Consider the following 18,471-nt stretch of genomic DNA (forward strand, 5'->3'; position numbering starts at 1 on the left):
GAGCGAGGCGCCCATGCCAGAAGGACTCAAGACGCTCACCCGGTACACGATCGAGGAGGAGCATCGGCATCCCGGCTCGTCCGGTGAATTCTCGGCCCTGGTCAATGTGGTCGCGACGGCGACGAAGATCATCGCCAACCAGGTGACCCGGGGTGCCATCGTCGGCTCGCTGGGCGCCGCGGAGCCCGACAATCTGCCGCCGACGGTGCACCGCAAGCTCGACGCGATCGCCAATGACATCATGGTCGCCGAGACCCAGTGGACGGGACATCTGGCGGCGCTGCTCTCCGAACAGATGTCGGCCGTTCATCCGGTGCCCGACGCGCATCGGCGCGGCAAATATCTGCTGGCGTTCGATCCGCTCGACGGTTCCTCCAACATCGACGTGAACCTGCCCGTCGGCACCATCTTCAGTGTGCTGCGCGCCCCGGAACCGGGCGAGAACGGCCCGGCGGCAAGCGATTTCCTGCAATCCGGGGTGCATCAGGTGTGTGCGGGCTTCACCCTGTACGGCCCGGCGACGATGCTGGTGCTCACCACCGGCCGGGGTGTGGACGGGTTCACCCTGGACCGCGAGATCGGCGCGTTCGTGCTGACCCACCCGCGCATGCGTATCCCCGAGGACACCTCCGGGTTCGCGATCAATGCCGCCAACGAGCGGTTCTGGGAGCGCCCGGTGCGCCGGTACGTGCACGAATGCCTCGACGGGGTGGAGGGCCCGCGCGGGCGCGATTTCAACATGCGCTGGGTCGCGTCGCTGGTGGCGGACACCTTTCACATCCTGACCCGCGGCGGGGTCTACCTGTATCCGCACGACGATCGGCCGCCGGTGCGGCCCGGCCGGGTCGCGCTGCTCTACGGCGCCAATCCGATCGCGTTCATCGTCGAACAGGCGGGCGGCTGGGCGACCACCGGCGGGGAACGCGTGCTCGAGGTGCCGCCGCGCGGGGTGCACCATCAGGTGCCGCTGATCTTCGGCTCCCGCAACGAGGTGGCGCGGATCGAGCGGTATCACGCCGAGCCCGACGAAGGACCGAGCTTCGACAGTTCGCTGTTCGGGTCGCGCTCGCTGTTCCGGCCCGCGCCGCACTGAGTTCTGTCCGCCGGCCATCGAGGAGTGCCATGTCGGTCAAACATCCCGTCGTCGCCATCACCGGGTCCTCCGGTGCGGGCACCACCAGCGTCACGCGGACCTTCCAGGAGATCTTCCGCCGCGAAGGGATCAACGCGGTGGTGGTGGAGGGTGATTCGTTCCATCGCTACGACCGCAGCGAGATGAAGCAGGCGATGGCCGAGGCCGAGCAGAGCCGCAACGTCACGTTCTCGCATTTCGGCGAGGAGGCCAATCTGCTGAAGGAACTCGAGCGGTTGTTCCGCGACTACGGCGAGACCGGGGTCGGGCAGGTGCGCAAGTATCTGCACGACGAGCGCGAGGCCGAACCGTACGGGCAACCGGCGGGCACGTTCACGCCGTGGGAAGACCTGACGCCCGGCAGCGATCTGCTGTTCTACGAGGGACTGCACGGGGCCGCGGTCACCGACAGCGTGAACGTCGCGCAGTACGCGGATCTGCTGGTCGGGGTGGTGCCGATCGTGAACCTGGAATGGATTCAGAAGGTCATCCGGGACAAGACCGAACGCGGCTACTCCAGTGAGGCGGTGATCGACACGATCCTGCGCCGGATGCCGGACTACGTGAAGTACATCTGCCCGCAGTTCTCGCACACCTACGTCAACTTCCAGCGGGTGCCGACCGTGGACACCTCCAATCCGTTCATCGCCCGCAGCATCCCTACCGCGGACGAGAGCTTCGTGGTGATCCGCTTCGCCGACCCGAAGGTGATCGACTTCCCGTATCTGCTCTCGATGCTGCACGACTCGTTCATGTCGCGGCCGAACTGCATCGTCGTGCCCGGCGGCAAGATGGAGCTGGCCATGCAGCTGATCTTCACGCCGTTGATCCTGCGGTTGATGGACAAGCGGCCCAAGCGTTCCCGCTGATCCGGCACCCGGTGCCGGTGTGCATCGGATGCACCTCTGGTGGAGAAGCGCGGTCCTGGGCTACTGTCGATCGGACCCTATTCAACGAGTTGCATATGCGAGGTGGGATATGACCACGTTCCGCGAGGCCGTCGAAGCGCGGGACACCGCGGCGCTCGAAGCCCTGTTCGCCGACGACGTCGTCTTCACCAGTCCGGTCGCCTTCAAGCCCTACCCCGGCAAGGCGATCACCACCGCGATCCTGCGCGGCGTGCTGCGAGTCTTCGAGGACTTCCGCTACGTCCGCGAGATCGCCGACGCCGGCGGCCGTGATCACGCCCTCGTCTTCGAGGCCACCGTCAACGGCAAGACCGTCAACGGCTGCGACTTCCTGCACTACGACGAGTCCGGCAAGATCGACGCCCTCACCGTCATGGTCCGCCCCCTCTCCGCCGCCCAAGCCATCTCCGAGGCCATGGCCGCCCAATTCCCCCGCATCCAAGAAGAAGCCCTCGCCGCCACCCGAACCCAACCCGCGCCGTAGCCCGACACGGCGCTCGAACCGCCGTCAGTCCGGGAGGAGGGGGACCGAGAGGCCTTCGCCGCGGTGCAGGAGGGCGGCGCGGGTGACGGCGGTGGAGCCGAAGCGGTGGCGCAGGCTGTCGAGGGTGGCGTCGAGGGTGTTGTCGGGGCGGTGGTCGAAGGGGAGGGGGAGTTGGTAGGGGTCGGCGTGCTCGAGGTTGGTGAAGGCCAGGCCGATGAGGGTGAGGCCGCGCTCCTGGATCATCGGGCCTGCCGCACCGAGCAGGGTGCGGGCCGCGCCGAGCAGAGTGCCGGTGTGGTCGGTGGCTTCGGCGAGGGTGTGCGAGCGGGTGGCGCGGGTGAAATCGTCGAAACGCATGCGCAGCACCACGGTTCGGGCGATGCGGTCGGCGGCGCGCAGGCGGCGGCCGAGCCGGTCGGCGAGACCGTGCACGTAGGCCTCGATCTCCTCGGGCGGATGCGGGACGCGCCCGAGCGCGCGCTGCGCCCCGAGGGACCGGCGGCGCACCCCGGTCTCGACCCGGCGCGGGTCCCGCGCCCACGCCAGCGCGTACAGGTGCCGGGCCGCACCGGGGCCGAGGATGGCGCGCAGCGGGCTCTCGCCGAGGTCGGCGAGCTGGCCGACCCGGGTGATGCCGTGCTCGTGCAACGTGCGCGCGGTGACATCACCGACGCCCCACAGTCTTTCGACCGGCAGCGGATGCAGGAAGTCGAGTTCGCCGTCCGGGGGCACACAGCGCAGGCCGTCGGGTTTGGCGACGGCACTGGCGACCTTGGCCAGGAATTTGGTGCGCGCGATACCCACCGAGATCGGCAGCCCGACCTGTTCGCGCACCCGCGCGCGCAGCCGTTCGGCGATGCCGATCGGTGCGCCTGCGATCCGCCGCAACCCGCCGACGTCGAGGAACGCCTCGTCGATGGAGATGCCCTCGACCACCGGGGTGGTGTCGTGGAAGACCTCGAACACGGCTCGGCTCGCCTCGGCGTAGGCCGCCATGCGCGGCGGCACCACGATGGCGTGCGGGCACAGCCGCCGCGCCTGCCCGCCGTTCATCGGCGTACGCACCCCGAACGCCTTGGCCTCGTAGCTGGCCGCGAGCACGACCCCGCCGCCGACGATCACCGGCTTGCCGCGCAGACGCGGATTGTCACGCTGTTCGACCGAGGCGTAGAAGGAGTCGAGATCGGCGTGCAGGATCGACGCTTCGGCCCGCGCGGCGATCCGCGGGCGGGAGGCAGGGACGTCGGACACGAACATATGTTCGCATAGCCCACCGACATCCGGAACCCCGTGCGCGTCCGCGCACCCGGCGAATCTACGATTCAACTACGTAGCAATGCGCCGGAACCGGTATTCTGGCCCGACAGTAGGGCACTTTTGGATGAGGGAGTCGGTACAGTGCGCGGATTTGGAGACCTGGAGGCGGTGATCATGGACCGCATCTGGGATCGGGACGCAGAGGACACCACGGTTCGCGAGATATTCGACGAATTGTCCGCACAGCGCGACATCGCGTACACCACCGTCATGTCCACGATGGACAACCTGCATCGCAAGGGCTGGCTCGCGCGCGAGCGTTCCGGCAAGGCCTACAAGTACTGGCCGACGTTGACCCGTGAGGAACACAGCGCTCGGCTGATGCTCGAGGCGCTGGGCGCGGGCGGCCGCTCCGATCTGGTGCTGAGCCATTTCGTGGACCGGATCACCGCCGAGGAATCGGCGGGCCTGCGGGCCGCGCTACGCAGGCTCACCGCCCGCAAGACCCCGGACGCTCCGCCGGGCGCCGAAGGCGCCGCCCCATGACCCTGGCCGTAGCTCTGATGCTCTACGGCATCGTGGTGGCCGTGCTCGGCCCGCCGGTGCTGATCCGGTTGACCCGCCGCGGCAACGCGCCGCGCCTGGGCATCGTCGCGTGGCTCGTGGCGATCACCGGCACGCTCGGCGCGTGGGCCGCGGCGGCGACCATGCTCACCGTCGAGTTCGCCACCTACTGGGGACATCCGCACGACGCGTTGCAGGCCTGCTTCGCGATCATGTGGACCCCGTTGCACGAGGACGGCAGCGGCGCGACGAAGGCCGCGACGTTCGCGGTGGGCGCGCTGGTCGCCGCCTGCACGATGGCGGTGGTGGCGCGGGCGGTGTCGGTGGTCAAGGACATGCGCCGGCGCACGAGCGCGCACGCAAAGGCGCTGCGGCTGGTCGGGCGGCGGGTGCCCGGGGTCGGCGCGCTGGTGCTGGATTCGCCCGAGCGCCAAGCCTATTGCGTGCCGGGCAAACCCGACACCATCGTGGTGACCAGCGGCGCGCTCGACGCGTTGACCCCCGATCAGCTCGACGCGGTGCTCGCGCACGAACACGCGCACCTGGCCGGCCGGCACGCGCCGTTGACCGCGGTGCTGCGCGGGATCGCGACGACGCTGCCCGGCCTGCGCCTGGTCACCGTGGGCGCGACCGAGATCGGCCGGCTGCTCGAGATGTGCGCCGACGACAAGGCCGCGGGCAAGTACGGCTCCGAACCGCTGCTCGGCGGTCTGCTCGCCATCCTCGGCGTCACCGAGCCGGTCCCGTCGGGCGCGCTGGCCGCGGCGGGGACCGCGGTGCTGGCCCGCGCCGAACGCCTGGTCGATCCGGTGAGCGCGATCCAGCGGGCGACCACCCGCACGGCGCTGCTCGGCGTGATCGCCGCGACGGTCACCGGTTTCGGCTTCGTGGCCGCTACGGTGGCTTTCTGTAGCGCCGTTCTAGGCTGAGTTTTTCGAAGGAGAACCATGCGACTGACCTGGGATCAGGTATTCGCGTGGCGGCTGGAGCGGCAGTTCGTCACCGCCCCGGCCGGCACGGTGTCCGAGGTGGTCGAGCGGCTGGCGGGGGTGCAGGCACAGGTCACCTCGTCCGCGGAAACAGCGGTCGCCCTGCGTAGTTCGACGCCCGCGCCCGGTGCGCTGGTACACGAACTGAACGAGGGCGCCCTGGTCAAGACGTGGGCGATGCGCGGCACGCTGCACGCGCTCACCCCGGCACTGGCCGCGGCCTGCCTTTCCCTGATCGCCTCGGCCCGCACCTGGGAGAAACCGGTGTGGGAGCGCAACTTCGGCGCGTCACCGGCCGAGGTCGCGGCGCTGACCGACGAGGTGCGCAGGGTGCTGGACGGCAAGACACTGACCCGGGAGGAACTGGTCGCGGCGATCGTGGCCGATCCCGGCTTCGAGCGGCTGGGCGAACAATTGCGTTCGGGATGGGGCGCACTGCTCAAACCCCTGGCCTGGCAAGGCGCGATCTGTCACGGACCGGCCCAGGGCAACAAGATCACGTTCACCGATCCGGCGCAGTCGATCAAGGACTGGCCCGGGCTGCCCGAGCCCGATGACGCGGCCCCGCAAGCGATCCTGGCCTATCTCGGCGCCTACGGTCCCGCGACGCCGGAGACGTTCGACGCGTGGCTCAGTCGCGGCAGCTTGCGCAAAACCGTACTGCGCCGGTGGTTCTCGGAGCTGGGCGCGGCGCTCACCGAGGTCGAAGTGGAGGGCAGAACCGGGTATGTCCGCACCGGAGACCTCGAACAGCTCGCCGCCACCCGCCCGGGCACGTCGGTGCATCTGCTGGGCGGCTTCGACCAGTACGTGCTCGGCCCCGGCACCGGCGATTCGGTGCTGCTGCCCGGGGACCATCGCGCGAAGGTGAGCCGCACGGCGGGCTGGATCTCGCCGATCGTGGTGGCGGGCGGTCGCATCGTGGGGACCTGGGAGTTGGCCGAGGACGCGGTGGTGCTCTCGATGTTCGACGACGAGCCGGTGCCGAAACGCGGACTCGACGCGGCCCTCGAGCGGCTCGCGGCAGCGCTCGGGCGCGACACCTTGCCGGTGCGTGCCGGGTAATCGATGAACAAACACGGGGGTTCGCTGACCGAGAACCGCGTATTGCGCACGCCCGGCATCGTTTTGGTGCTCGCCTGCGCGTTCGTGCCGATGATGGACGCGTTCATCGCGGGAGTCGCGCTGCCGGGCATCCGCCGCGATTTCGGGCTCGCCGAGGGCTCGGCGCTGCTGAGCCTGGTGCTGGTCGGCTATCTGGCCGGGTTCGGTTCGCTGCTGATCGTCGGCGGGCGCGTCGGTGACCGGTTCGGGCGCCGACGGGTGCTGTGGGTGGCCGCCGCGGGGTTTCTGCTCGCGTCGCTGATCTGCGGGGTGGCACCGAGTTTCGAGGTACTCGTGGGTGGGCGGATCATGCAGGGGATCGCCGCGGGATTCGTGATGCCGCAGGTGCTCGGCCTGGTCACCGCACATGCCGGCGACCGCCGGGACCGTGCGATCAGCTGGTACTCCTCGATGAGCGGGGTGTCGGCGCTGGTCGGGCTGATCGGTGGCAGCGCGCTGCTCGATCTGGTGGGCGGCAGCGGTGCGTGGCGCTGGCTGTTCTTGATCAACATTCCGCTGGGCCTCGTCGCGGTGATCCTGTTGCCGCGCATGGTGCCCGACACCGCACCGAACACCGCCCAGCAGATCGACGGACGTGGCGGTGCGCTGCTGTCGCTGACGGTGCTGTCGTTTCTGCTGACCGCGGCGCTGTCGAGCACACTGGGCCCGCTGACCGTCGTGCCCGCGGTGCTCACGGTGGTGCTCGGCGGCGTGTGGCTGGCGCATCAGCGGCGCGGGGTCGCCGCGGGCCGCCCGGTGGTGGTGCCCGCGGGAATGTTCGACAGCCCGCAACTGCGCTGGGCGCTGGCGTTGATGCTGCCGTTCTTCGCGGGCGCGGGCGGGTTCCTCTACGCGCTGCCGCAAACCTTGCAGGAGGGGCTCGGGCATGCGCCGCTGATCGCCGGGCTGTTGACCGCGCCGATGGCGGCGGGATTCCTGGTGTCCTCGTTCGCGGTGCCGCGTCTGCGCGGGCGGCTCGGGGTCGGCGCGATCGCGTTGGGCGCGACGGTGCAGGGCCTCGGCTTGGCGGGGATGGCGGTGGGGGTGAGTGGCGCGAGCGTGCCGTTGATCTGTGTGGCGATGCTGCTGATCGGTACCGGGCAGGGCATCACGCTCGGGACCATGAACGCGCACATGCTGTCGCTGGTCCCGGCCGCGCTGGCCGGGATGGGTGGGGGCGTGCTGCTCACCGCGCAGCAGGTCTCGATCGCCACCGGTGCGGCGATACTGGGCACGGTGTTCGGTGTGGTGGTGCGGTCCGCGGGCCAGCAGAGCGCGATGGTGACGGTGCTGGTGGTGCAGATCGGGCTGGCGGCGCTGGTGATCGCCGCCGCCCTGCGCTCAGCTCGGCGCGTCGGCGGGCGCTAGCGCCGAGATCTCGGCGAGGCTGTGGCCCATCTCCTCGTGCAGGAACCGCACCATCGTCCACCAGCGCCCGCCCTCGGCGTCGAAACCGCCGAATCGACGGCAGTACAGCGGAATCCAGCGCAGGAACTGTTCGATCATCGCCTCCCGCGAGGGCTGACGCTGCCCGTAGTCGCCGTAGGAGATGGACCGGTGGTGGATGAAATAGCCGCCGGGCAAACGCTTCTCGCACAGTTCGGCGTACTCGCGGGTCTGCAGGATGAGGTAATGCCACACCTCATCGATCACCTGCTCGACCGGGAGGAACAAGCCGCTGAGTTCGTCGCGATGCGCGGAGACCAGCGTCAGGTAGCGCACGGCCTCGCGGACCTGGATGCGGGCGGTCGCTTCGTCGACGCCGTTGTGCTCGCGGGTGTAGTCGACGGTCTCCTGGTAGAGCTCGCCGAGGATGTCCTGTTCGCTCATCGCCTGCTCCTTCACCGGGCCAGCCAGGCGTATTTGCCGGACTTGCCGATCGGGATATGGGTGCGGTGCGCGACCGTCACCGGTGCGCCGGTCAATGCTGTTGTCGCGGCGGCCAGTTCGGCCTCGACGGGCGGTTCGAGCGCGGCACCGTCGAAGGTGGTGTAGGTGAGTTCGGCCTGCGGGACCGACAACTGGTAGACGAAGATCCGCGGGCTGGTCGCGGCGATGACGTCGTCGAGTTCGGCCTGCGAGGTGATCGCGGTGTCGGTGACGAGCAATTCCTTCTCGCGGCCGCAGAACCGCACGATCCGGGCCGGATCGGCCGACCCGTCGGCGGTGTGCACGCAGTCGCCGGTGTTGTAGCGCAGCAACGGCATGAACGGGTTGCGAATGCTCGACACGACCAGGCTGTGGATGCCGCGACTGCCGGGAATCGGTTGGAGTTCGACGTCCATGTCGACCAGGTGCGGATGGTAGCGACCCCGGGTGTCGCCGTAGTACAGGTAGCCGAGCTCGGTGCTGCCGAACAGCTCGACGACCGGGCAGTCGAGTCGTTCGGTGAGGAACCGGCGCACGTTGCGCGGGGTGAACTCGTAGCCGTGGATCGCGCTCACCGGGCGGGCGAACCGGTCCCCGGCGGCCAGCAGCAGGTGCGCGGCGTGATAGGAGGAGCAGTCGAGATGATAACGGCCGCCGCCGGTTTCGGAGCGGACGTGATCGATCTCGGCGAGCATGCGCTCGACCGCGGCGGCCGACCAGGTCGCGGGATCGAGGTCCTGGTTGACGTAGACGGTGCGTTCGTCGAGCCAGCGCCGCGCCAGATCCTCGGGCGCACCACCTTTGGCCTCGTTGACCCGCGCGACGTGCTCGGTCGCCAGCCGGGTGGTGAGCGAGACCCGGGGCACGCCGGCGGCGAAGGTGTCGCCGATCTGCGGATGATCGCGCCACACCGCGTAATAGGTCTTCAGCAGGAACAGCGGCGGCCGGATGAGCGGCATCCGGGCGTGATTGGTGCCGGTGGACCAGACATATTGCGCGGCACCGGCTTCCAGCGCCGCGCTGACCTGTGGCGTGAGGAACGACTCCGGGAAAGATGCCGCGAGTTCGGCTTTGGTGATGATCGGAAAGGCGTTGGCCGCAGCGGATTCCCGATAGAACGGGATGTCGCGGGTCGCGTCGACGAACGCGCTCGGCAGGGGGCGGGTGAGTGCGGTGTCGGTCATGGGGGTCCTGGCGGACGGGGCCGAGCCGGGCTCGGCCCCGGGACCGCGACTAGGAGATGCAGCCCGCCTTGGAAATACAACCTGCCTTGGAGATGCACCCGTCCTTGGCTCCGGATTCGGAGTTGACGGCTACCCACTTGTCCCAGTTGGCATCCTGCGCGAGGGTCTTGATCAGATCGTTCATTGGAGCATCCTTCGATCGATGTAATCTGCCTGCATGCCCATGGTAAAGCAAGAGTAAAGACTTCGCGCGAGGTGCGACGGCCGTCACATTTTCCGGCCCGCCGCGCCCGGCGTCGGCTGGCGACTGTTCCTATACCGTATTCCGTTGTGCCAGCTAGCTTTCCAGGCGGTCGAGCCTGTGGTGCCGACCCTGTCGGCGGCGGGGATTTCTGGATCGAACAGCATGCGCTGCGGATGGGGTGCTGCGGCGGGTGCTCATCAGGGTGGTGTTGCGGCGGCGAGTTCGCGGTTCGCCTGATGTGGGTGTCGCACCGGGTTTGCGCAGTCGGTGCGACGCTCGTCTTCGTGCGGCCCGATGCCGCGGACCACGGCCGGGTGGTTAGGGTGCGTGGGTGACCGACGAGCGGCTGATCGATACGGTGGCATGGGTGCGGATCGAGGACGGGAGGATCCTGTGTGCCCGGCCGCGGGGCAAGGATGTCTTCTACATCCCGGGCGGGAAACGCGAAGGCGGCGAGACCGACCTGCAGACGCTGCTGCGCGAGATCGAAGAGGAGCTGACGGTGGCGTTGCTGCCGGAGACGGTCGCGCACGTGGGCACCTACGAGGCGGTGCACGGACCCGAGGCGGGTCTGGTTGTACGGATGAGCTGCTATACCGCCGACTATCGCGGCACCCTGGCCGTCAGCAGCGAGATCGAGGAGATGGCGTGGTTCGGGTACGCCGACCGCGCGCTGGTTCCGCCGGTCGACCAACTGCTGTTCGACGATCTGGTCGAGGCCGGTCACCTGCGCTGAATATCACTCCGTAGTCCGATTCCCGGTCATACCAAGGGATTACCGGCGACGAGAATCCGGCCGATAGCGTCGGCGGGCATGACGACATCTGCCCTGGCCCCCGAGTCGAGACCGCGCCGCGGCGCCGACGGCGATTACGCCCGGCTGCTGCGCCGGATCACCGAGGCGGGGTTGATGCAGCGGCGTCCCGGCTACTACGCGATCCGGTTCGGCCTCGTCGGGATCGCGTTCGCCGGCGGGTGGACAGCGTTCGTGCTGGTCGGCGATTCGTGGTGGACGCTGCTGGTCGCGGCCTTCCTGGCGGTGACGTTCGCCCAGATCGCGCTGGTCATGCACGATGTCGCGCACCGGCAGGTCTTCCGGTTGCGGCGACCGACCGAATTGGCGGGGCGGATGGTCGGCAACGCGGGGATCGGGCTGGGTTACGGCTGGTGGCAGGACAAGCACACCCGCCATCACGCCAACCCGAACCACGAGGACCTCGATCCAGATGTCGCGCCCGACATCCTGGTCTGGTCGCAGCGGCAGGCGCGGTCGAGTCGCGGTCTGCCCAGGCTCGTCGGGCGGGCGCAGGCGTATCTGTTCTTCCCGCTGCTGCTGTTGGAGGGCCTGAACCTGCACGTGGCCGGCGTGCGGGCGCTGAAGAACCGGTCGATGAAACATCGCGGCTGGGAGGCTGCGCTGCTGTTCGGCCATTTCGCCGCGTATGCGGTCGCGTTGTTCGCGGTGCTGCCGGTGGACAAAGCGCTGGTGTTCTTCGCGGTGCACCAGGGACTTTTCGGCCTGTACATGGGCTGCATCTTCGCCCCGAACCACAAGGGCATGCCGACCTTGACCGGTGACGATCGTCCCGACTATCTGCGCCGCCAAGTGCTGACCTCCCGCAACGTCCGCGGCGGGCTGTGCACCGACCTTGCCCTCGGTGGGCTCAACTACCAGATCGAACACCACCTGTTCCCGAGTATGCCCACCCCGCACCTGCGCCGCGCCCAGGTGATCGTGCGCGACTACTGCGCCGAGATCGGGGTGCCCTACCACGAAACCGGCCTGATCCGTTCGTACCGCGAAGCCCTCACCCACCTGCACCACGTCGGCGTTCCACTGCGCACACCGGATGAAGCCGCGAAAAATTAAGTGCCACAACGTCAGTGGAGATGTCCGCGCCTGGCCGGCGGCAAACGGGCAGGAAGTCTTTTCACTGAGCACCCGCACAAGGCTGCGCATCCGACCGGTGTGGGATCGCCGGCGCGACCGACTCGGTGAGCTGCCGTCGGTCGGCCACGATGTCCGACACAACCTGACGTGAAGTCGCCGGCGTCCGCATCGAGGTCTCGGCGCATCGGGGAAATGGTTGCCCTGGTTCGTGTTCCGTGGTGGGGTACAGCGATGTGCAACTTTGCGGGGCGGTCGATCGGGCGGCGGACGATGCTGGGTGGGGTGCTCGGCGCGGGGGTGCTGCTGGCGGCGGGACGATTGACGGCGTCGGCAGATCCCGGGGACCCGCGGACGGTGGCGGCGCGGCAGCGGTTCTTCGGTGCCGACACCGTCGACGCCGCGACCGGTGCGGTGCGCGCCGACCGGGTGGTGCTGGCGTGGGTGGGATGCACGACGTATGCGCTGGCGATGGGCGGGTCGGTGTTCCTGCTCGACGCGTGGGTGCCCCGGCTCACCAACCCCGGGTATGTGCCGGCGACACCGCAGGATCTGGCCGACCTGGCGCCGGAGGCGATCTTCATCGGGCACGGGCACTTCGATCACGCCGGTGACGCGGGCCGGATCGCGCAGGCTTGCGGCGCGGTGGTGTACGGCACCGCCGATCACGGCGTGAGCATCCGCGCGCAGGTCAGCGACCCGGGGTTCGAGACGGTCGCCCTGGGTGGTGCGGAATCGCGGCCGGGGGAGCGTCACGATTTCACGGTCGGCGCCGTACAGGTGACCGCCATCCGGCATCTGCATTCCGCGCCGACCGCGCCCGAACGTCCCGGCGGTTCGGCGCCGTTCTTCCCGATGCCGGAACTGTGTGCGCTGGTACAACATCCACCCACGGTGGCCGGTCTGTTGCAGAACATGCCGCGGTCGAGCGACGAAGAAGGCGGGTCGCTGTTCTATCAGTTCCGGGTGCCCGGGTTCGCACTGGTATGGCACGACTCGACCGGGCCACTCACCGAGCAGGCGCCGCACGTGTTCGACCTGTTCGCGAGCCTGCCCCCGACCGACCTGCACATCGGCGCGATCCAAGGGTTCAACCAGCTCACCAACGGATTGCGCGACCCACGCCGCTACATCGAAGCGCTGGCGCCCAGGGTGTTCGTGCCGTCGCATCACGACAACTGGTTGCCGGGCGTCACCGCGAGCGCCGCCAGCTACGATCCGCCCCTGCTCGCCGAACTGGACCGCATCCCCGCCGCGGCCCGCCCCGAACTCCGCTCCCTGCACGACCCCGCCGACTACGTCCGCCCGGAATTACTCACCTTCACGCTGTGAGGACGGGCCGATAGAACAGCGCGGATCGGGTGGCGCTGTCCTGGGTGTACGCCCAGGCCACGCGGCTCGGGGTGGCGGCCATTCCGGTCTTCGCCGCATCGGCGGATCCGGCTGGAGCAGAACGCGACCGCATCGGCACTCACCTGGATGCCGAGGCGCTGGACCCCCTGAGCGACCAGGTGACAGGCGAGCGCTACACCGCCGAGGTCGCCCGGGGTCGGCCGCCGAGCTCGGCCCGCACGAAATCCGCTCCAGGTAAGCCCGCCGGACCGTCGGCGGCCCGGTGCGTCGCGTCGGCGTGTTGCTGGTCAGGCGATCAGGAGGAACTGGTGGCGGCGGGCTCTCGGCCGATGCCGCCACCAGTTCCTCGTGATCATCCGTCCAGTACGGGTTCGTGGACCTCGGGCGAGCATTCGGGGGTGTAGAGGCGGTCGATGTGGTGGGCGTATTTGGCGGCGATGGGTTTGCGGCGCAGCTTCATGGTGAGGGTGATCTCGTCGCCGCCGGGTTCCCAGAAGGTCGGCAGGACGGTGAAGCGTTTGATCTGTTCGACGCGGGACAGTTTCGTGTTGCCCGCCGCGACGCCGCGCGCGATCTCGGCGATCACCGCGGGATGGGCGGCCAGGCCCGCCGCGGACGCGTCGGGCAGATCATGTTGTGCCGCATAGGGTCCGGCGGTTTCGGCGTCGATCACGATGAGCGCGGTGTTGAACGGGCGGCGGTCACCGATGGTGGCGATGGAGCCGATCAACGGGGTGGCGGCTTTGATGGCGTTCTCGATGTTGGCCGGGGACATGTTCTTTCCGGCGGAATTGATGATGAGTTCTTTCTTGCGGTCCACCACGCGCAGGTATCCGTCGGCGTCCTGGGTGAGGATATCGCCGGTGTGCAGCCAGCCGTCAGCGTCGAGCGCCTCGGCGGTCTTGGCCGGTTCGTCACGGTAGGCGCGCATGATCGAGGGGCCACGGATGAGGAACTCGCCGTCGTCGGCGATCCGGCTTTCCAGGCCGGGCAGTAGCCGCCCGACGGTGCCGAGCCGGGCCTCCTCGGGTGCGGCGACGCTGGCGATGCAGGTCACCTCGGACATGCCCCAGACCTCGGAGATCGGGATACCCAGGCCGAAGAAGAACCCGAGTGTTTCCGCGGGGATCGGCGCGGCGCCCGACATTGCCCATTTCACTTGGTCCAGGCCGAGTTTGGCGCGCAGCTTGGACAGCACGGCGGCGTCGGCCTGTGCCCATTCGGCGGCCAGGAGGTCGTCGATCGGTTTGCCCGCCAGCTGTGCGTCGGCCTTGCGCGCAGCGACCCCTAGTGCCCAGCGCAGGCCCTCGCGGGTGGTGTCGTCGGGTTCGTTGGCGACCGCGAATTCGATTGCGGCCTTGAACTTTTCCCACACCCGCGGCACGCCGCCCCAGATGGTCGGGCGGGCGTCGAGCAACGCGGCCGGCAGCTGGGTGCGGTCGGGCACGACGGTGATCTGGGTGCCGAACACCTCCTGCAGGTACAGCGCGGTGAACCGGTCGGCCATGTGCGCGGTCGGCAGGTACGAGGTTTGGCGGTCGCCGAATTCGACCGACAGCACCGTGTCGAAGGCGTACGCGTCGAACAGCAGGTTGGCGTGGGTGAGTTCGACACCTTTGGGGTTGCCGGTGGTGCCCGACGTGTAGCACAGGGTGAGCACGTCGTCGGGACGCACCGCGCGCCAGCTCGCCTCGAAATCGAAGTCGTTGCGGCCCAAGGCTTTCAGATCCTCGACACTGATCGTGCCCGCGGGTGCACCGTCGAGGCAGACGAGGTGTTCGATGGGAATGCCGCAGGCGCGGATGCGGTCCACGTAGTGGGCCTCGCAGATCACCACCCGGTTGCCCGCGTTGCCGAACACGTAGTTCAACTGTTCGGGCACCAGGGTGTTGTACACGGAGAACGAGGTCGCTCCGGTGTGCTGGGCGCCCACCTCGAGCGGATAGAACTCCACCCGATTGGCCATCATCAGCGCGATGGTGTCGCCGCGCCCGACGCCGAGCGCGCTGAGCCCCGCGGCGATCTCACGCACCTGCGCGGCATACTCGCGCCACGTCAGACTCTGCGCGCCCCCGATCGACCGGACCGCGACCGCGTCGGGGTCGATCGCCGCCACCCGCTGGAACGCTGCACAAGACGTTGTAGGTTCATCCATCACACAACCCCGCTCGCTGCAAAAGAACTACCTGAGACGGTAGGTCCCCGCGCATCACCTCCGGACCGTTTCGCCCGATTCAGGCTCCAGGGCAAAGGAATTCAGCGCCACCGAGGTTGCCGAGACGGCGGGCCCTACCTCAGCGACGGACGTGCCCTCCCCGGTCCGGCCGTGGGGCACCCCCGCCACGGTTGCTCGCCGATCCGCCGGAACAGGCCCGGCCCGCCCGTGTGGCCTACCGTCAGGGCGCGCCGGCTGCGGTTCGGCGTCTGCCTGTGGAGTTCCGGCCCGGACTTGTGGGCGTCGTAGTCGCCCTCGAGTCGTAGTCGCCCTGGAGTCGTACACCCGCCTGGCGAGCGGTCGCCCGGGTGACGACAGTTGCGCGACTTGCGGTGCGGCGGAGGGGTGTTCGCGGCTCGTATGGCCCACTCCATGACGGCACGGCAGTGTACGGGTTCGGCATCGGCCCGGACCTCGGCGCGGCGGCTGATGATCGCGCCCCGGGACGAAATCGCCGCGACGGCGGGCGCGGCGGTTAGACACCTACCCCGTAGGGGTATATGGTCGGTGGGGCGATCCGGCCTGGGCCGACACGAGGAGTGAGCTACGTGAACGACGACCTGCAGCGGGGGGCAACGCGACACCGCACGGCGGTGCTGGATGTGCGCGAGGTGCGCTGGGCCAGTCAAGCCAATGTCGTCACCGCCGTGCTGCGACGCAGGCCCGGCGTGCTCGATGTCGCCGCCAACCCGGCCGCCCACACCGCCACGGTCACCTACGACCCGGCACACACCTCGGTCCCCGAACTGGCCGGGTGGATCCGCGAGTGCGGCTACCACTGCGCAGGCCGCTCGGTCCCCACCCACCTCTGCGACCCCCTCCTCGAACCGGCCGACCCGCCCGCGGCCCACGACGAGCACGCCGGGCGGACCGCGCAGGGAGGCCACGGCGAGCGCGCAGGTCATGGCGAGCATGCCGGGCGGACTGCACAGGGTGGCCACGGCGAGCACGCCGGTCACGGCAAGCAGGCCGGGCCGGCTGCGCAAGGTGGCCATGGTGGCCACGACGAGCCGGGCGGTCATGACGAGCATGCTGGTCACGCCGCGCACGGCCGGCACGGTGGGCATGCCGGGCATGCGGGGATGTCCATGGCGGATATGGCGGCCGATATGCGGAATCGGTTCGTGGTGGCGGCGGTGTTCTCGGTGTTGGTGATGTTGTGGTCGCCGATGGCCACCGACATGTTCGGGGTGCATCTGCCGGTGCCGTTCGGGCTGCGGCAGGACGTGTGGGCGCTGGTGCTGAGTGCGCCGGTGATCTTCTACGCGTCGGCGATCTTCTTCACCGGCGCGGTGGCGGCGTTGCGGGCGCGCACATTGGACATGATGGTGCTGGTCGCGGTGGGCATCGGGGCGGGCTGGCTGTATTCGCTGGCGATCACGCTGACCGGCGGCGGTGAGGTGTTCTACGAGGCGTCGACGATGCTGGCGACCTTTGTGCTGCTGGGACATTGGTTCGAGATGCGGGCCCGCGGCGGCGCCAACGACGCGGTCCGGACATTGCTGGATCTGGCCCCGCCCAAGGCGGAGGTGATCCGGGACGGCGTGCCGGTGGAGGTGCCGACCGCCGATGTGGTGGTGGGTGATCTGCTGCTGGTGCGGCCGGGCGCGAAGATCGCAGTGGACGGGATGGTGCGCGAGGGCGACAGCGATGTCGACGAGTCGATGGTGACCGGGGAGAGTCTGCCGGTGCACAAGGAGCCGGGCGCCTCCGTCATCGGCGGGTCGTTGAACACCAACGGCACGCTGCGGGTGGCGGCCACGAAGGTCGGCGCGGAGACGGCGCTGGCGCAGATCGTGGAACTCGTTCAGCAGGCGCAGAATTCGAAGGCGCCGGGCCAGAAGCTGGCGGACCGGGCGGCGTTCTGGCTGGTGCTCGTCGCGTTGGCCGGCGGCGCGTTGACGTTGACGGTGTGGCTGCTGGCCGGCGCGTCGTTCGCGAAGGCGATGCTGTTCGCGATCACGGTCGTGGTGATCACCTGCCCGGACGCGCTGGGTTTGGCGACGCCGACCGCGATCATGGTCGGCACCGGTTTGGGCGCGAAACGCGGTGTGCTGTTCAAGAACGCGCTCGCGCTCGAGGCGGCCGCGCGAATCCAGACGGTGGTGTTCGACAAGACCGGCACGCTGACCAAGGGCGAACCCGAGGTCACCGAGGTGCGTACCGCCGACGGTTTCACCGCCGACCAGGTGCTGCCCCTGGTCGCGGCGGTGGAGCGGGAATCCGAGCATCCGCTGGCCGCCGCGATCGTGCGGCACGCCGAGGGCGGGGTCCGGTTGTCGGCGAACAAGTTCGAGAACGTGCCGGGCCACGGCGCGGTCGCCGAGGTCGACGGGCACCGGGTCGCCGTCGGGAACCGGCGTTTGTTCGAGCGGGACGGCATCGAGCTGGGTTCTCTTGGCGCGCACCGGGATCGGCTCGCCGACTCGGGGCACACCGCGGTGCTGGTCGCGATCGACGGGGTCGCGGCGGCGGCGATCGGACTGGCGGACGCGCCGCGGGAGTCCTCGGCGGCCGCGGTCGCGGAACTGCACGACCTCGGTGTCGAGGTGGTGATGTTGACCGGCGACAACCGCGCCACCGCGGCACGGATCGCGGCCGGGCTCGGCATCGACACGGTGATCGCGGAGGTGTTGCCCGGCGACAAGGCGGCGAAGATCGCCGAGCTGCAACGCGGGGGCCGCAAGGTCGCGATGGTCGGCGACGGTGTGAACGACGCGCCCGCGCTGGCGGGGGCCGATCTGGGGATCGCGATCGGCGCGGGCACCGACGTCGCGATCGAGACCGCCGATCTGGTGCTGATGCGTTCGGACCCGCTGGATGTGCCGACCGCCCTGCGCATCGGGCGCGGCACCTTACGCAAGATGCACCAGAATCTGGCGTGGGCGGTCGGCTACAACACGATCGCGCTGCCGATCGCGGCGGGCGTGTTCGTTCCGGCGTTCGGGTTCACGCTGCGGCCCGAGATCGCCGCCATGTCGATGTCGGGTTCCAGCATCATCGTGGCGTTGAACGCGGTGTCGCTAAAGCGACTTCGGCTGCCGGGACAGCGCCCCACCGATGCCGCCCCCGCAGCGGACGAGCACCCTGCCCACCACTGATCAACCGCGACCGTGCGGGCGGTGACGTGCAGCGGCGGTACCCACGCCGTCGGCCGGCGCACCCGACCACCGGGACGTCCTCGGTCGTCAGTGCGCCGCTGCGCCCGCAGCACCAGCTGGTGGTGAGCGGCACCGGCCGAGATACGCGCCGCCGCCACCGACTGCGCACTGCCGCGCAC

At 69.3% G+C, this 18,471-nt stretch carries 17 protein-coding genes; 11 read left to right on the plus strand and 6 right to left on the minus strand.

The window, feature by feature from the left end; genetic code table 11:
* The first annotated feature begins 13 nt into the window (after positions 1 to 13).
* From NVU01S_RS01975 to NVU01S_RS01985, 3 genes are all read left to right on the plus strand, one after another.
* Positions 14 to 1,093, plus strand: a complete 1,080-nt coding sequence (locus tag NVU01S_RS01975) for a class 1 fructose-bisphosphatase (RefSeq protein WP_043674186.1) — start codon at positions 14 to 16, stop codon at positions 1,091 to 1,093.
* A 29-nt stretch (positions 1,094 to 1,122) separates the two neighbouring features.
* Entirely contained in the window at positions 1,123 to 2,001 is an 879-nt protein-coding gene (locus NVU01S_RS01980; protein ID WP_043674184.1) for a phosphoribulokinase, read from the plus strand.
* Positions 2,002 to 2,110: 109 nt separating this feature from the next.
* Positions 2,111 to 2,524, plus strand: coding sequence for a nuclear transport factor 2 family protein (locus tag NVU01S_RS01985; RefSeq protein WP_043674182.1), 414 nt, complete (start codon positions 2,111 to 2,113; stop codon positions 2,522 to 2,524).
* Positions 2,525 to 2,548: 24 nt separating this feature from the next.
* Here the strand turns inward: NVU01S_RS01985 and dinB are convergent, their stop codons facing one another.
* Positions 2,549 to 3,781 (minus strand): DNA polymerase IV, encoded by a 1,233-nt coding sequence (gene dinB / locus NVU01S_RS01990; protein WP_043674179.1) that lies wholly within the window; start codon positions 3,779 to 3,781, stop codon positions 2,549 to 2,551.
* Positions 3,782 to 3,922: 141 nt separating this feature from the next.
* On the opposite strand from dinB, the gene NVU01S_RS01995 reads away from it, so the two are divergent.
* The 4 genes from NVU01S_RS01995 to NVU01S_RS02010 are packed head-to-tail and all read left to right on the plus strand — an operon-like array spanning position 3,923 to position 7,806.
* A complete protein-coding gene (locus NVU01S_RS01995; protein WP_226887342.1) occupies positions 3,923 to 4,327 on the plus strand; it encodes a BlaI/MecI/CopY family transcriptional regulator in 405 nt (134 codons plus the stop codon).
* Positions 4,324 to 5,274 carry a M56 family metallopeptidase gene (locus tag NVU01S_RS02000; RefSeq protein WP_042253855.1) on the plus strand — a complete coding sequence of 317 codons (951 nt, stop codon included), beginning with the start codon at positions 4,324 to 4,326 and terminating at the stop codon, positions 5,272 to 5,274. Before NVU01S_RS01995 ends, NVU01S_RS02000 begins: the two co-directional genes overlap by 4 nt.
* Before the next feature lie 18 nt (positions 5,275 to 5,292).
* On the plus strand, positions 5,293 to 6,399 hold the full coding sequence (locus tag NVU01S_RS02005; protein WP_043674174.1) for a winged helix DNA-binding domain-containing protein: 1,107 nt from the start codon (positions 5,293 to 5,295) through the stop codon (positions 6,397 to 6,399).
* Between the two features lie 3 nt (positions 6,400 to 6,402).
* Entirely contained in the window at positions 6,403 to 7,806 is a 1,404-nt protein-coding gene (locus NVU01S_RS02010) for an MFS transporter (RefSeq protein WP_043674172.1), read from the plus strand.
* Here NVU01S_RS02010 and NVU01S_RS02015 read toward each other — a convergent pair.
* From NVU01S_RS02015 to NVU01S_RS45200, 3 genes are read right to left on the minus strand one after another with little or no spacing between them, the layout of a single operon-like run.
* Positions 7,780 to 8,268 carry a UCP032817 domain-containing protein gene (locus NVU01S_RS02015; RefSeq protein WP_043674343.1) on the minus strand — a complete coding sequence of 163 codons (489 nt, stop codon included), beginning with the start codon at positions 8,266 to 8,268 and terminating at the stop codon, positions 7,780 to 7,782. The two genes, NVU01S_RS02010 and NVU01S_RS02015, sit on opposite strands and share 27 nt — an antisense overlap.
* A gap of 11 nt (positions 8,269 to 8,279) precedes the next feature.
* Positions 8,280 to 9,491, minus strand: coding sequence for a type 2 periplasmic-binding domain-containing protein (locus NVU01S_RS02020; RefSeq protein WP_052280834.1), 1,212 nt, complete (start codon positions 9,489 to 9,491; stop codon positions 8,280 to 8,282).
* Positions 9,492 to 9,540: 49 nt separating this feature from the next.
* The gene (locus NVU01S_RS45200) at positions 9,541 to 9,675 is read right to left on the minus strand and encodes a hypothetical protein (RefSeq protein WP_256656775.1); all 135 of its coding nucleotides are present in this window, start codon (positions 9,673 to 9,675) and stop codon (positions 9,541 to 9,543) included.
* 391 nt (positions 9,676 to 10,066) lie between these two features.
* Between NVU01S_RS45200 and NVU01S_RS02025 the strand changes: the two genes are divergently transcribed.
* From NVU01S_RS02025 to NVU01S_RS02035, 3 genes are all read left to right on the plus strand, one after another.
* Complete coding sequence (locus tag NVU01S_RS02025; protein ID WP_175068859.1) at positions 10,067 to 10,471, plus strand: NUDIX hydrolase; 405 nt, start codon at positions 10,067 to 10,069, stop codon at positions 10,469 to 10,471.
* A 78-nt stretch (positions 10,472 to 10,549) separates the two neighbouring features.
* The gene (locus NVU01S_RS02030) at positions 10,550 to 11,605 is read left to right on the plus strand and encodes a fatty acid desaturase family protein (protein ID WP_043674169.1); all 1,056 of its coding nucleotides are present in this window, start codon (positions 10,550 to 10,552) and stop codon (positions 11,603 to 11,605) included.
* A 252-nt stretch (positions 11,606 to 11,857) separates the two neighbouring features.
* Positions 11,858 to 12,955, plus strand: a complete 1,098-nt coding sequence (locus NVU01S_RS02035; protein WP_052280833.1) for an MBL fold metallo-hydrolase — start codon at positions 11,858 to 11,860, stop codon at positions 12,953 to 12,955.
* Here the strand turns inward: NVU01S_RS02035 and NVU01S_RS43080 are convergent.
* Positions 12,945 to 13,088 carry a hypothetical protein gene (locus NVU01S_RS43080; RefSeq protein ID WP_156161689.1) on the minus strand — a complete coding sequence of 48 codons (144 nt, stop codon included), beginning with the start codon at positions 13,086 to 13,088 and terminating at the stop codon, positions 12,945 to 12,947. The genes NVU01S_RS02035 and NVU01S_RS43080 overlap by 11 nt on opposite strands.
* Positions 13,089 to 13,328: 240 nt before the next feature.
* Positions 13,329 to 15,131, minus strand: a complete 1,803-nt coding sequence (gene fadD11 / locus NVU01S_RS02040; RefSeq protein WP_043674163.1) for a fatty acid--CoA ligase FadD11 — start codon at positions 15,129 to 15,131, stop codon at positions 13,329 to 13,331.
* 608 nt (positions 15,132 to 15,739) lie between these two features.
* Between fadD11 and NVU01S_RS02045 the strand changes: the two genes are divergently transcribed.
* Positions 15,740 to 18,292 (plus strand): heavy metal translocating P-type ATPase, encoded by a 2,553-nt coding sequence (locus NVU01S_RS02045; protein WP_052280844.1) that lies wholly within the window; start codon positions 15,740 to 15,742, stop codon positions 18,290 to 18,292.
* The last annotated feature ends 179 nt before the right edge of the window (positions 18,293 to 18,471 follow it).

The sequence above is a fragment of the Nocardia vulneris genome, assembly GCF_001613425.1.
GTDB classification, from domain to species: domain Bacteria; phylum Actinomycetota; class Actinomycetes; order Mycobacteriales; family Mycobacteriaceae; genus Nocardia; species Nocardia vulneris.

What these genes read in the sequence shown, in the direction of transcription:
- NVU01S_RS02000 (WP_042253855.1), top strand. Translation starts at nt 4,324, where the DNA reads ATGACCCTGGCCGTAGCTCTGATGCTCTACGGCATCGTGGTGGCCGTG.
- NVU01S_RS01985 (WP_043674182.1), top strand. Translation starts at nt 2,111, where the DNA reads ATGACCACGTTCCGCGAGGCCGTCGAAGCGCGGGACACCGCGGCGCTC.
- NVU01S_RS02005 (WP_043674174.1), top strand. Translation starts at nt 5,293, where the DNA reads ATGCGACTGACCTGGGATCAGGTATTCGCGTGGCGGCTGGAGCGGCAG.
- NVU01S_RS01980 (WP_043674184.1), top strand. Translation starts at nt 1,123, where the DNA reads ATGTCGGTCAAACATCCCGTCGTCGCCATCACCGGGTCCTCCGGTGCG.
- NVU01S_RS02010 (WP_043674172.1), top strand. Translation starts at nt 6,403, where the DNA reads ATGAACAAACACGGGGGTTCGCTGACCGAGAACCGCGTATTGCGCACG.
- dinB (WP_043674179.1), bottom strand. Translation starts at nt 3,781, where the DNA reads ATGTTCGTGTCCGACGTCCCTGCCTCCCGCCCGCGGATCGCCGCGCGG.
- NVU01S_RS02030 (WP_043674169.1), top strand. Translation starts at nt 10,550, where the DNA reads ATGACGACATCTGCCCTGGCCCCCGAGTCGAGACCGCGCCGCGGCGCC.
- fadD11 (WP_043674163.1), bottom strand. Translation starts at nt 15,131, where the DNA reads ATGGATGAACCTACAACGTCTTGTGCAGCGTTCCAGCGGGTGGCGGCG.
- NVU01S_RS43080 (WP_156161689.1), bottom strand. Translation starts at nt 13,088, where the DNA reads ATGCGGTCGCGTTCTGCTCCAGCCGGATCCGCCGATGCGGCGAAGACC.
- NVU01S_RS02015 (WP_043674343.1), bottom strand. Translation starts at nt 8,268, where the DNA reads ATGAGCGAACAGGACATCCTCGGCGAGCTCTACCAGGAGACCGTCGAC.
- NVU01S_RS01975 (WP_043674186.1), top strand. Translation starts at nt 14, where the DNA reads ATGCCAGAAGGACTCAAGACGCTCACCCGGTACACGATCGAGGAGGAG.
- NVU01S_RS02035 (WP_052280833.1), top strand. Translation starts at nt 11,858, where the DNA reads ATGTGCAACTTTGCGGGGCGGTCGATCGGGCGGCGGACGATGCTGGGT.
- NVU01S_RS02020 (WP_052280834.1), bottom strand. Translation starts at nt 9,491, where the DNA reads ATGACCGACACCGCACTCACCCGCCCCCTGCCGAGCGCGTTCGTCGAC.
- NVU01S_RS45200 (WP_256656775.1), bottom strand. Translation starts at nt 9,675, where the DNA reads ATGAACGATCTGATCAAGACCCTCGCGCAGGATGCCAACTGGGACAAG.